Annotated in this window: 10 protein-coding genes; 5 read left to right on the forward strand and 5 right to left on the reverse strand. The window is 50.3% G+C overall.

Translation table 11 applies throughout. From position 1 onward, the window contains the following. From IQ235_RS06640 to IQ235_RS06655, 4 genes are all read left to right on the forward strand, one after another. Positions 1-1,273 (forward strand): glycosyltransferase family 39 protein (locus IQ235_RS06640; protein WP_264320704.1); only part of this gene is annotated, 1,273 nt, incomplete at its 5' end. Positions 1,274-2,445: 1,172 nt separating this feature from the next. After that, on the forward strand, positions 2,446-3,312 hold the full coding sequence (bchL, locus tag IQ235_RS06645) for a ferredoxin:protochlorophyllide reductase (ATP-dependent) iron-sulfur ATP-binding protein (RefSeq protein ID WP_264320705.1): 867 nt from the start codon (positions 2,446-2,448) through the stop codon (positions 3,310-3,312). Positions 3,313-3,458: 146 nt separating this feature from the next. After that, the gene (locus IQ235_RS06650; protein WP_264320706.1) at positions 3,459-4,727 is read left to right on the forward strand and encodes a DUF5331 domain-containing protein; all 1,269 of its coding nucleotides are present in this window, start codon (positions 3,459-3,461) and stop codon (positions 4,725-4,727) included. 78 nt (positions 4,728-4,805) lie between these two features. Beyond that, positions 4,806-6,200: a ferredoxin:protochlorophyllide reductase (ATP-dependent) subunit N gene (locus tag IQ235_RS06655; protein ID WP_264320707.1), complete on the forward strand. Its 1,395-nt coding sequence runs from the start codon at positions 4,806-4,808 to the stop codon at positions 6,198-6,200. A 106-nt stretch (positions 6,201-6,306) separates the two neighbouring features. On the opposite strand, the gene IQ235_RS06660 is transcribed toward IQ235_RS06655, so the two are convergent. Together IQ235_RS06660 and IQ235_RS06665 are read right to left on the reverse strand one after the other, a co-directional pair. After that, positions 6,307-7,161, reverse strand: coding sequence for a phosphoadenylyl-sulfate reductase (locus tag IQ235_RS06660; protein ID WP_264320708.1), 855 nt, complete (start codon positions 7,159-7,161; stop codon positions 6,307-6,309). 767 nt (positions 7,162-7,928) lie between these two features. Then, positions 7,929-8,216 (reverse strand): ArsR/SmtB family transcription factor, encoded by a 288-nt coding sequence (locus IQ235_RS06665; RefSeq protein ID WP_264320709.1) that lies wholly within the window; start codon positions 8,214-8,216, stop codon positions 7,929-7,931. 161 nt (positions 8,217-8,377) lie between these two features. Between IQ235_RS06665 and IQ235_RS06670 the strand changes: the two genes are divergently transcribed. Continuing rightward, positions 8,378-9,826, forward strand: coding sequence for an MlaD family protein (locus IQ235_RS06670; RefSeq protein ID WP_264320710.1), 1,449 nt, complete (start codon positions 8,378-8,380; stop codon positions 9,824-9,826). 447 nt (positions 9,827-10,273) lie between these two features. On the opposite strand, the gene IQ235_RS06675 is transcribed toward IQ235_RS06670, so the two are convergent. The 3 genes from IQ235_RS06675 to IQ235_RS06685 all read right to left on the reverse strand — a co-directional run bounded on the left by IQ235_RS06675 (position 10,274) and on the right by IQ235_RS06685 (position 12,293). Beyond that, positions 10,274-11,608, reverse strand: a complete 1,335-nt coding sequence (locus IQ235_RS06675) for an NF041680 family putative transposase (RefSeq protein WP_319592553.1) — start codon at positions 11,606-11,608, stop codon at positions 10,274-10,276. An 83-nt stretch (positions 11,609-11,691) separates the two neighbouring features. Further along, a complete protein-coding gene (locus IQ235_RS06680) occupies positions 11,692-11,892 on the reverse strand; it encodes a hypothetical protein (RefSeq protein WP_264320712.1) in 201 nt (66 codons plus the stop codon). Between the two features lie 146 nt (positions 11,893-12,038). After that, a complete protein-coding gene (locus tag IQ235_RS06685) occupies positions 12,039-12,293 on the reverse strand; it encodes a tyrosine-type recombinase/integrase (RefSeq protein ID WP_319592554.1) in 255 nt (84 codons plus the stop codon). Between the last annotated feature and the right edge of the window lie 22 nt (positions 12,294-12,315).

Genomic DNA, 12,315 nt, shown 5'->3' on the forward strand with positions numbered 1-12,315 from the left:
CGATCGCGCCGTTGCTCACCTTGCCGCCTTCCTTGTCGCCGTTTCCCCCTTTGCCATCTATCTCGCCCGAGAAGCGCGCCACTATACCCTGGCAATCCTTCTGATTATTGCTTCGATGTGCTGTTTGGTCAAAGCCGCGCGAGCCGTTCTCAATGGCGAATCGTTCCCCATCGGGCTGGCTTTGGTTTGGATTGGCACCAATACCCTCGGCATTGCCACTCACTACTTTTTTGCCCTCACCCTCTGTAGCCAACTCTTGGTTTTGGTGGGTTTGGGAATTTCCCGTTCTCATCTCCCGCAACCTGCTTGGAAAAATATCTTCCTCGCCATCCTCGGTACGTCGGCGGGAGGTTTAGTTTGGGTTCGAGTGTGGCAAGATATCCGTCAAAGTAATCTCACCGGTTGGGTTTACGACGGCAGTCCGGGGATTGTCGAACCTCTAGGACGATCGATCGCCTGGTTGAGTTCGACTCTGGTTCTCCTTCCAAGCAATACCTTCGTTCTTCCCCTCCCGGTGGTAGTCATTTTGGGTGTCGCAACCGCTTGCTTTTTAGGCTGGTTCGCCCGCCTTTTCCATCGAGGACTGAAAATCCAGACTATCCCCCCAAACACCCGCTTTTCAATTCAGGTTTTTGGGGGGATGGTTGTTGCCTGTGCGGTCTTAATGTTGGCGCTAACTTACGGCTTCGGGAGTGACTTAACCCTCGCCCCCCGTTTTAGTTTTATCTATTTTCCCGCCTGGATAATTTTAGTGGCGACTGTCCTGGGTGGGTGGCTTCGGAAGAGTTCTTCCCCCATTGAATTTCTCCGACAAAATACCCGCATTGCCATCGTCGGCTTAGCGGGTATTTTGGGAGGTTTGACGGTTATCGCGAATTTGGGTTACTTGCAAACTCATCGATCGGATTTGATGGCCGATATCATTACCCAAACCTCTAAAGTCCCGGTTTTAATTGTCACCACCCACAAACATCACGGCGACACGGGGCGGATGATGGGTTTGGCGTGGGAGTTCGAGCGGCAAAATCCCTCACCAGGATGGACGCAACCCCCCCAGTTTCTCCTAGCGCACAAAACCGAGGGTTCCCCAGATGCAACTCCCGCAGCGATCGCCTTGCAACAAGGGGTGGCCCAGTTACCCCGCCCGGTGGATATTTGGGCGATCGACTTTCACGCCCCCATCGAACTCGATACCCTGGGTTGCGATCGCGACGAGGCCTTGAAACAGAAGCTCGGCGACTATCGTTACAAACTCTATCATTGCCGGGAATAGGGAAGATTGACGCGGTGACGCGGTGACGCGGTGATGGGGAGACAAGGGTACGATATTCTGCATCTTGTCGGTATCGATATCGTTGTGAGCGACAACGTATCGCTCGGTATCGACATAAAATTTCTGACGGTATTGCAAAAACTCTTGAAACCAAGACTCCGGCTGACGCTCTGCTTGGGTAAAAGAGTGAAGGCTCAATAAGGAGTTTTGCCATAACTTGGTGAAGATCGGCTCGATATTGCGGCTATTTCGATCGGGAGCGAGCATATCTTCGATAAAAGGACTCAGTTGGCCACCCTCGTAAAGTTCGCGCAAGATAAACAGATCGTGATAGATGCTGACACTGGTGGGCCCGTCTACTTCTGGCGTGAGATAAATTTCGGGTTCTAAAAGCCGAAACAGTGACTTAAGCTGGCGATCGGCCGCAATATGAGAGCGCCATCCAAAGAAAAAAGCCAGCATTTGCTCTGCTTCATCGCTCGGCCAGGCTTTTTTGCTTTCCTGGAGTAAATCGATCGTATGTTTGTCCCCTTTGCTGGTGACAGCACCGAGTTGACTGGCTCGTAGATGGTTCTGAAGGCTTTGCTTGAGTTCGACGATCGTACTATCTGCAAACAAGGCCAGCGCGCGACAGTCGTCGTGGACGGCCATATGCGTAATGTATTCAGACATCCGGTACAACTCAATGGAGCGATCGAGTTTATGGTAACGGGATTTGAGCGGATATTGGATTCTCTATCCCCAACGGCGCGAGCGATCGCTTTAGTAAAAATTTAGCATTCTTAACAAATTTGCCAAGAAAGCGGTGACAGCCGAACAAAAACCCTAACTTGGTCGATCTTGAGTCTTTTGGCTGGGATAAGTCTATTCAATGAGAAATTTTTTATATTGTAATACATTTTATTAAATTAATGCATAAAACTCTAAAAACAAGATTAAATTTGGCTCTAGATGACTGAAAGTCTTTTATGTTGCTCTTACTGCTCAAAAAATAAAAAATAATTGATTTTAGACCCGTTTTGATTTTCAAACCCTCTTCCCTCAAAGAGATAGATCGACCATAATGCTGTCAACGAAATAACATCAATACTTCCCACAGTTTGCTCGAAGACAGTGGAAGTTCGGATAAATTCGAGTTTAAGAAAACGCGATCGTCAAGGAGAATCAAGCGCGTGAAGCTCTCTGTTTACGGAAAAGGTGGAATCGGCAAATCGACCACGAGTTGCAACATCTCAGTTGCCCTAGCCCGTCGCGGTAAAAAAGTACTGCAAATCGGCTGCGATCCCAAGCACGATAGCACCTTTACCCTCACGGGATTTCTCATCCCCACCATTATCGACACCCTGCAAGAAAAGGATTACCACTACGAAGACATCTGGCCCGAAGATGTGATCTACAAAGGCTTCGGTGGCGTTGATTGCGTCGAAGCAGGCGGCCCTCCTGCAGGAGCTGGTTGTGGTGGATACGTTGTCGGCGAAACCGTCAAACTGCTCAAAGAACTTAACGCCTTTGACGAATACGACGTGATTCTGTTCGACGTGTTGGGAGATGTCGTTTGCGGAGGCTTCGCAGCTCCCTTGAATTACTCCGACTACTGCACGATTATCACCGACAACGGTTTCGATGCCCTCTTTGCCGCAAATCGCATCGCCGCATCCGTTCGAGAAAAAGCCCGCACCCATCCCCTGCGCCTCGCCGGACTTGTGGGCAACCGCACCTCCAAGCGCGACTTGATCGACAAGTACATCGAAGCCGTGCCCATGCCCGTATTGGAGATTTTGCCATTAATCGAAGACATTCGGGTATCGCGCGTCAAAGGCAAAACCCTCTTTGAGATGGCACAATCCGATCCCTCTCTGGAGTACGTCTGCGATTACTATCTCAACATCGCCGATCAAATTCTGGCATTACCCGAAGGTGTCGTTCCCCAAGATGCACCCGATCGAGATTTATTCTCCTTGCTCTCGGACTTCTACCTCAATCCCACCAAGCCATCGGTCAAATCTGAAGAAGAAGAACTCGATCTGATGATGGTGTAGCGCGATCGCTATCGGACATTGAGTTTCCTAAAGATGAAAACAGGGGAGTAACGGCCAGCGCTAGTATGATTCAATGGCTTAAGAGAGTAGGTCGCAAGACCCACAAATCGTACAAGTAGCACTCGTTAACTCCGGGGATAATCACCATGGCTTTCTTTGACAGCTTCACTAGCGCTCTAAAGCAAAAGTGGTTGGAATTTTACCAAGTCAATCGCCCCTGGCTCGGTCTGCATATGCAGATGGCCTCCGTTGAGACTCCCGATGGCGGTCGGCGACCTCCTTCCTATTTCATCTTAGGTTCCCTCAACGGACTCGAACCCAAGCTCGCACAACTGATGTTGCCCTTTTCGCAACTTAACCCCGATGCAGATACCCTCATCCAAGTTTTGGGACTGGATTTCGACCCCGACCTCGCTCTAGGTCTAGATCCCAATGCCCCCGATGTCGCCGCAGTGTCTCTCGAATCAGCCATGGCTTCAATGGCGACGGTGGCTGCGACCGATGCTCTCTCGGCAACCAACGCTCCCCCTTCTGACCTCCCAGATTCCGATGCCCTATCTGAAGACTCTGGGTTAGAGGATTTAGCTGGGGTTGCCGTGGCAGGAATTGGACTTGCGGCAGCGAGCGATGCCGTCACTTCTATTGAGACGGAAGCGGAGTTTGAAGACTTCGATGCCGATGACGACGACCTCGCTGGATTGGATATGGATGCCGATGGGGTGGGGGAATCAGAAGCTGAGGAGTTTGAAGACTTCGATGCCGATGACGACGGTCTCGGTGCCTTTGGCGAAGATGAATCCAGCGAGCTAGACGATGAGGGTCTTGGAGCCTTTGGAGAAGAGTCCGACGAACTCGCAGGTCTTGACGGCTTGGAGGAGGAATCCGACGAGCTGGATGACGAACTCGCAGGTCTCGATGGCTTGGAAGAGGAATCCGACGAGCTGGATGACGAACTCGCAGGTCTCGGCGGCTTGGAAGAGGAATCCGACGGGTTGGACGATGAGGGTCTTGGAGCCTTTGGAGAAGAATCCGACGAACTCGCAGGTCTCGGCGGCTTGGAGGACGACGATGAAGACATCGCAGAACTAGAGGATTCTGGCTTTGGCGTTTTCGGAGAAGAGGAATCCAACGGCTTAGAAGGTTTAGAGGATTTTGATGAAGATGGCGATGCCGATGGCGGATTGGGTGATTTAGGCGATGCCCAAAGTGATGACGATGATGATTTAGGCGAATTAGACGGATTAGACGGATTAGAGGGTCTAGTAACGGATGATGACGATGACCTCGGAGATTTAGGTGGCTTAGATAGCGACACCGATGACTTCGACACTGATGCATTCGGTTTATCCCTCGATGATAATGACGATTCGGACGACGACCCAGAAATTTCTGGCTTATTAGAAGAGCTGCAATAACCCCGACCGGTGAGGTTGGGTCGAAGTCTTAGATATTGAAAAGAAGAAAATTTATTACCCATTTAGGAGAAACAATCGATGACTGTTGCTCAACCTGAAGGACTGAACTTTGAGTGCGAAACTGGTAACTATCACACCTTTTGTCCCATTAGCTGCGTCGCGTGGCTGTATCAAAAGATTGAGGATAGCTTCTTTTTGGTGATCGGCACGAAAACCTGTGGTTATTTCTTGCAAAATGCCATGGGGGTGATGATTTTTGCCGAGCCGCGCTACGCGATGGCGGAGTTAGAGGAAGGTGATATTTCCGCTAAACTCAATGATTACGAAGAGTTAAAGCGGTTGAGCTTGCAAATCAAGCGCGATCGCAACCCCAGTGTTATTGTTTGGATCGGCACTTGCACCACCGAAATCATCAAGATGGATTTGGAAGGTCTCGCGCCGAAACTCGAAGCTGAAATTGGGATTCCGATCGTGGTGGCCCGCGCCAATGGATTGGATTATGCCTTTACCCAAGGCGAAGATACGGTGCTGGCAGCGATGGCGGCCCGGTGTCCGAAAAAAGAGGTCGAAGCCGAGAAGGAAGAGCGCAACGCTATCCAAAAATTGCTCAACTTCGGTCGCCAAAAAGAAGAAGTCGCTGCGGCAGATCGAGAGTATGTCGATCATCCGCCGTTGGTTCTGTTCGGTTCTCTGCCCGATCCGGTGGTGACGCAACTGACTCTCGAATTGAAGAAGCAAGGCATTAAGGTGTCCGGCTGGCTGCCATCCAAGCGGTACACCGAACTGCCGGTACTCGAAGAGGGTTACTACGTCTGCGGGGTGAATCCGTTCCTCAGCCGTACGGCGACTACCTTGATGCGTCGTCGCAAGTGCAAACTCATCGGTGCGCCGTTCCCCATCGGCCCCGACGGCACTCGCGCTTGGATCGAGAAAATTTGCTCCGTTTTCGGTATCGAACCCAAGGGATTGGACGATCGGGAACGGCAAATTTGGGAAAGTGTCGAAGATTACGTGAAACTGATTCGCGGCAAGACGGTGTTTTTTATGGGAGACAACTTGCTCGAAATTTCCCAGGCGCGCTTTTTGATTCGCTGCGGCGCGATCGTTCCGGAAATCGGTATTCCTTACATGGATAAGCGCTACCAGGCGGCAGAACTCAAACTGCTTGAAGAAACTTGCAAGGAAATGGGCGCACCGATGCCGACCATTATCGAGAAGCCGGATAACTACAACCAGCTTCAGCGCATTCACGAAATGCAGCCGGATTTGGTGATTACCGGAATGGCCCACGCCAACCCTCTCGAAGCGCGGGGAATTAATACCAAGTGGTCGGTGGAGTTTACCTTCGCTCAGATTCACGGCTTTACCAATACCCGCGATTTGCTGGAGTTGGCAACTCGTCCCTTGCGTCGCAATAGCAATCTAAAAGATTTGGGTTGGGATAAGTTGGTCAAAGAAGCAGCCGAGGTGTAGGGTCTGCGTTTTTAGCGATCGCATCTAATCGGAACTTCTCCCCGACGGGGAGAAGTTTTGTTTGTAATGTGCCGCTGTAACGATCGCAACGAACTCGAATCGAGACTCACAAAGAACTCGAGTCGAGACTCTGTGCTTCCTCTGTCGTTTGGGGAAGGTGCAAACCGCACTCTTGCTTCAACCCTCCAAATCGGGTATCTCGATCGCTAAAATCCTCTAAAGTCATCGGTCGGCTGGAGTGCCAATCTCCAACGGTCATATACCCGGCTTCGTATAGGGGATGGTAGGGCAAATCGTGGGCTTGGAGATATTGGTATATGTCTTTGGCCGTCCAGCGCAAAATCGGAAAAATCTTATATCGACTACCTTGCTTGCTGACGGTATCGAGGGTACTGCGATATTGGGTTTGGTCGCCTCGCAACCCGGCTAACCATGCCGTCGCCCCCAACTCCTGCAATGCCCGCTCCATTGGTTCCACTTTTCGCAAGCGATCGTAGCGATCGAGGGCTTCAACGCTGCCTTCTTCCCAGAGTTTACCGTAGAGGGCTTCCATCCGCGCGGGACTAATGGGGGATTGGTAAACCTTTAAATTGAGCCGGAGTCGATCGCTCATGGCTTCGACAAATTGATAGGTTTCCGGCGGCAGATAACCCGTATCCACCAAAATGACAGGAATATCGGGTAGGATGCGTGTGACTAAATGCAGCATCACGGCTGATTGAATCCCGAAGCTACTACTCATCACCAAACCGTTGCCAAAGATTTGGGCTGCCCACTCGACAATTTCTGTGGCGTTGGCTTCGGCTAGGTTTGAATTGACGGTATCGAGAGTGAGAGTGGGTGCGGTGATGGCACGATCTCCATTCCAAGGGGAAATTTTAGATTTGGCGTTGGTGGCAGGGTTCGTGAACGGCATGATGGGTTTGATGGAGTTGGATTCGATCGAAGTTAGTATCGTCATGGTGATTTCTCCTGAATTTCCAACTGCGAACAAAGATAAGCACGAGCGCGATCGGCTCTACGCGAATTAACAAAATTGAATTAGGTCTGTCGCACCGGTTTCTTGCTAGTTATTTAGTTAAAAAACCGCGCCCGAGGCGCTTGAGTGACGATCGTTGAATACTTGCGTTGCGCTCGTTTGCCTTTCTTCATCCAAGATATATCGCTTTCATGACTCGCGTCGTTACAGGAAATCTCAGGAATTGGAGGAAACCTCTATCTCTGAAAATCTCAGCGGTTGGGAAGAAGGAAAAGGGGTCGAGGGAGTGGAAAACAAATTGTAGCCATGAGTGAGATGTTCGGCGATTGTCCCTGTGTCTACTCCTACTTTGCCAAATTAATAAGATAAATCGCTAGACTCAATTTATCTTTCGATTTCCTTTTCTCTTTATCCTTTCCTCCAACGGGAAGCACTAGCTTTAGAGGAATATTCTATAGCTTGAGGAGAAGATAGAAATATTAAACCGAGTAAAACGATCGGGATCGAAAGTTGAACGATCGATGGTGCAATTAGAAAGCCCCAGATCGAGCTAATTAAGCTGGCAAATTTTGTAGCTAAAGCATAGATTTCCTCAGATTTTTGGAGGTGAGAACTCATGGTCCAAAAAACGATTGCTAAAAGAATTAATACCAGCCAAAGCATATGACAGAACCTCCAGAAATGAGAATTGAAAGAAATAGGAGTCTAAAGAAATCGAAACGATCGAAAAACGAGTTGGACTCGACCTTCTAGCTAAAACTCAGGCGGAGTTGTTCGAGATAAGCAGTAAAAACATCCCGACGAAACTGATAGTAGCAGTGCTGACCTTCTCGGCGAGATGCCAGCAATCCTGCATTCGTCAATTCCTTGAGGTGGTGGGAAATCGTCGGTTGTGCGACGGGAACTCGATGACCAATTTCACTACAACAGGATTCGGTTTGGGTTGCCACAATTTGGAGAATCTCGAATCGCCGTCGATCGGAGAGTGCTTTGGCAATGCGCTCGAATTGGGTTGCGTCTATCTCAATGGCGTTCATAGGTTTTCCAATGCCGTAACACACATTTGTATATTAGTATATTTGCAAGTATCAATATATTTGTCAAGGGGATCGCGATCGCCCTTGGAAACTCAAATGCTCCCGTAGCTTAAAATAGTGAGGTTTAGAGCGGTTCTTGATTTGGGGAGAGAAGAGTGAGTATGCGAGCGCGAACTCTAAGGGAAGGATCTTTAGGGCTATTTATTCTTGCTGGAATGAGCCTGTTTACCTTGTTGTTTCTCTGGTTGCAGGGAGTTAACTTGGGTCGTCGCAGCTATCAGTTCATCATTCAGTTTGGGGACGTTCTTGGGGTTCAGACCGGCTCGATCGTCAGGTATCGGGGAGTTGCGGTCGGTAAAGTGACAGCGGTCGTCCCTGGTTCGGAAGGGGTAGACGTGACGGTTGAAATTAGCTCTCCGGATATGGTACTGCCTCGGGATGTGACCATCGAAGCCAATCAAGGGGGTTTGATTAGCGAATCGACCGTCGACATGACACCGATTCCCACCTTTCCCGACGATGGGGCGCTAAATATAGATAACGTTGCTGGTCCGATGTCCCCCGATTGCAACTCAAACATCATTATCTGCGAGAACGATCGCCTACCCGGAGAAATGGGGGTTAGCTTCTCGCAACTGGCTCGATCGTCGATCGCATTCACCAAAGCCTTTAGCAATCCCGAATTCGTTGCCAAACTCGCGACCCTCACCGAAAATTCTGCGACAGCGGCTGCTGGCGTTGCCGAACTCACCGAAGACCTCTCGGTTTTAAGCAATACCCTCGAGCAAGAACTGGGGGTCTTATCCGATTACGCCATCGCCACCACCGATACCGTTGGCAGTGCGGCCAACCAGTTGAGCTTGACTGCCAATGAAATCTCCCGTCTGGCCCTCTCCGTTAACAGTTTGGTGGACGACAATCGCACCAGCCTCGTTAGCACCTTAGATAATATCGATCGGCTCGGTCAAGAACTGCGCCTCGCGGCTGGCAATCTCACCCCTCTATTCGATAGCGCCGGACAAACTCTCGAGCGTGCCGGTCAAACCTTCGATCGTGCCGGTCAAACCTTCGATAGCGCCGGACAAACCTTGGCACGGGTTGAGGGAGAACTCAATAATTTTGATAGTGCGGCGATCGTAGGCAATCTCGAAGAAATTACTAATAATGCGATCGTCCTGTCCCAAAATGCAGCGATCGCCTCGAATAACCTACGCCAAGCCAGCGAAGTCGTCAACGATCCAACCAATATCGTGCTGCTCGAAGAAACCCTCGATTCCGCACGAGCGACCTTTCAAAACGTACGGAAAATTACCTCAGATTTAGACGATTTAACCGGAGATCCTGCCTTTCGCGATAATATTCGGCGCTTAGTCAACGGCTTGAGCGGTTTGGTCTCCTCGACGGAGCAACTCCAGCAACAGGTTCGCACGGCACAGACTCTCGAACCCCTAGAAACATCAATTACCCAGATCGAATCTGCCACATCTCAGAGCAATCCGAATGCTAATCTTAAGAAAAGACCAATAGTCGATCGAGACTTAGATACTCCATTAGAACGATCGTCGAGCTTAAAAAAGTATCGAGAGTCAAACCGCGACACAGAAAACTGAACTGTCTCGATCGTCAGATATCCCCAATTAATGTTAAGTTAAGCCATTTAACGTATTGACAAATCGAGCAATTTATGAAAAAAGAAATAAATTCCATTTCTCGCGTGCAGCAATTACAGCAGTTTTGAGAGATCGAGAAGATCGGCAAAATGGCTGATGACACTTAAGGCATTCAATATAACAATAGGGATGTCAAGGGATCTGTTAACGCGGAGCAACTTACTTTAGGTGAAGGTATGGTTCTAGCACGTAACAGCTAAGGGCCAGGGTCGCAGACTTTCCTGATTTTTTCGCATAAAGTAAGATGCTCCTTTTTATTGCGCGACACCATTCGCGTCCAATTTAACGACTGGAGTTTAGACTAAACAGTGCGATCACCATCGGAATCCACCCCACCTGGGAGCAGATGGAGCCGATGGGCAGTTGCCGATGTAAATCGGCTCGGAATTAGGGAGACCTAGAGGGTTTTCGGAAGCGCCCTCGCCCTTTTTTGACCAAAGGATAGGTAGGAAAGGAGTCACGCCCCTTACCTTTGGGCCACCCAGGAGATTTACCTCGGGTTTTGGGAAGATAAGTGGGTGTTCCCAACCGAGCTAAAACTGAACCAATGGCTTGAGCAGTGCGTCCGGGAGTTAGACGACCCACCGGTTTTTGCCAAGGTAAGGGTCGGTCGCCGATGCCGTCGCGAGCGAGCCACAACTGCCAGGTGATAGCCGGCATCAGACAACTCCAACGCTCTGCTTGTTGGGGAGTTTTGAGTTTAGGCATCGTCCAATGCAAACGACCCTTTGCGAAGCGATACCAATGGTCAACACAAAAACGCCGTAGATAGTTGCGCCAAACATCAATCGAGGGTCTCGCAGTGGGTAGACCCACCCAAGCTAACCACAGAGGTTGACGGTGGGGATGTTCGAGTCGCTCGACTTGAAAAAGGGTCATCGGATGTTTGGGGGATTGACGAAAATGCAACTGATGCCACATTTGAACCCGGATTCGACCCAGCTTCGGGTCGTCTACCTCAACAACTTGAGCCGGAGTCGCCCAAGTTGTTGAGTTGTTAAGCTTGAATTTCTCCCCATGCACTCGCGGTCGTCCCCGTCCCCCGTAAGCTGGTGGTGCTCCCCACAAACAACGATTCGAGCGTAGTCGCATCAATTTATCGGCCTGAACATCCGCCGTTTTGAGCACAAAGCTCGCGCAACCGTACTCACTATCCCATAGGGTCAACGGACGTACTGGTAAGTCCTTGCACACTTGCCTCAACTGCCATGCCGCTTTGGTCAACGGGGTTTCCCAACTCGTAATCCGCTCGTGTCGCACAGGTAATGCCCAGCTCCCTTCCGATTCGGGAACCCAGACCAAGGTGCTGTACCCTTGACCCACACTCACCGGACGACGACTCCAGGGGTCTCCTCCACGATGTTCGTAGGTTCGCTCTTTCAAACTTTTGGCTTCCGGACGGGGCCAGGGGGTGTGGTCTCCTGCCATGACCACTACTGACTCCGTGGGAATTTGCCCCATGTACAACTTCATGAATTTATTGGCATTGGGGCGAGTGTCTTCGAGGGCTTCATAGGAAGATGACCATTTTCGTCGAAAGCACGGACACAGTGATAGGTCCGCGAGGCTATCTACCTTGCGACTCAACATTACCGCATCCATCAATTCGAAAGTTGCATCTCGTGCTCGACCCAAGTTTTGGTAGACCGCCTGTCGGAACTCTTGTAACCTTTGCCATTTATGATTGGACATATCGAAGTTGGGAAGTGTGTGACTACACATCTCCAATTCTGATACAAAGAGATTTGGGCTGAAGCCCAAACCTCTTTTTTCTTCGAGTCAGTCTCCTCGAACACCGAGCGAGCCTAGGCTGTGCCTACCTGGGAGCGATCGCTCCGGTGACACATTTCATCTGCAATTTCCAAGAGTACTCCGAGGCTCCCAGGTGAGGTCGATTCCGATGACGATCGCCGAGTTTCGTCTAAACTCCAGTAACGATCGACCCCTCTAAAAAGAGCCAGCATCAACCCGGTTCGGGGAACGAGCCAACCATTGACAACTGTCATCCTGTGAAAATCGACAAAGTGGCACGGCTGCGGTTGGGGTTGAGCCGAGATACGTGTAAAAAAGTGCGCGCTGAGCGGCTAACGCCTTGCCCTGTATACGTTTAAACCTTTAAATTGTCGAGCGCGTTATTTTTCGACAGCTCGCCCTAATCCGTCCAGAAACTCTCGAACCGAGAGGGATTGAGCTGAGTGTAACGAACCGTGTGCTGAATATTCCGATGTCCCAAATAATCCTGTATCGCCCTGGTATCCTGTTCTGAAGTCGCCAGATAATAACCACAAGCATGACGGAGTTGATGGGGATGAACCCTTGTCCGGCTAATTGTCCGGCACGGGCAACAACATGGCGCACCGAACGAGTAGACAGAGGAGCCTTTGGGAATTGAGTTAATGCCTCGGATTCGGAACTGGAAGGATTTAGAT

Origin of the sequence: Zarconia navalis LEGE 11467 (genome assembly GCF_015207075.1) — a bacterium.
Lineage (GTDB): Bacteria > Cyanobacteriota > Cyanobacteriia > Cyanobacteriales > Geitlerinemataceae > Zarconia > Zarconia navalis.

Coding starts and splice junctions, on each gene's coding strand:
- IQ235_RS06650 (WP_264320706.1), top strand. CDS start 3,459: ATGGCTTTCTTTGACAGCTTCACTAGCGCTCTAAAGCAAAAGTGGTTG.
- IQ235_RS06655 (WP_264320707.1), top strand. CDS start 4,806: ATGACTGTTGCTCAACCTGAAGGACTGAACTTTGAGTGCGAAACTGGT.
- IQ235_RS06660 (WP_264320708.1), bottom strand. CDS start 7,161: ATGACGATACTAACTTCGATCGAATCCAACTCCATCAAACCCATCATG.
- IQ235_RS06665 (WP_264320709.1), bottom strand. CDS start 8,216: ATGAACGCCATTGAGATAGACGCAACCCAATTCGAGCGCATTGCCAAA.
- IQ235_RS06670 (WP_264320710.1), top strand. CDS start 8,378: ATGCGAGCGCGAACTCTAAGGGAAGGATCTTTAGGGCTATTTATTCTT.
- IQ235_RS06675 (WP_319592553.1), bottom strand. CDS start 11,608: ATGTGTAGTCACACACTTCCCAACTTCGATATGTCCAATCATAAATGG.
- IQ235_RS06680 (WP_264320712.1), bottom strand. CDS start 11,892: ATGACAGTTGTCAATGGTTGGCTCGTTCCCCGAACCGGGTTGATGCTG.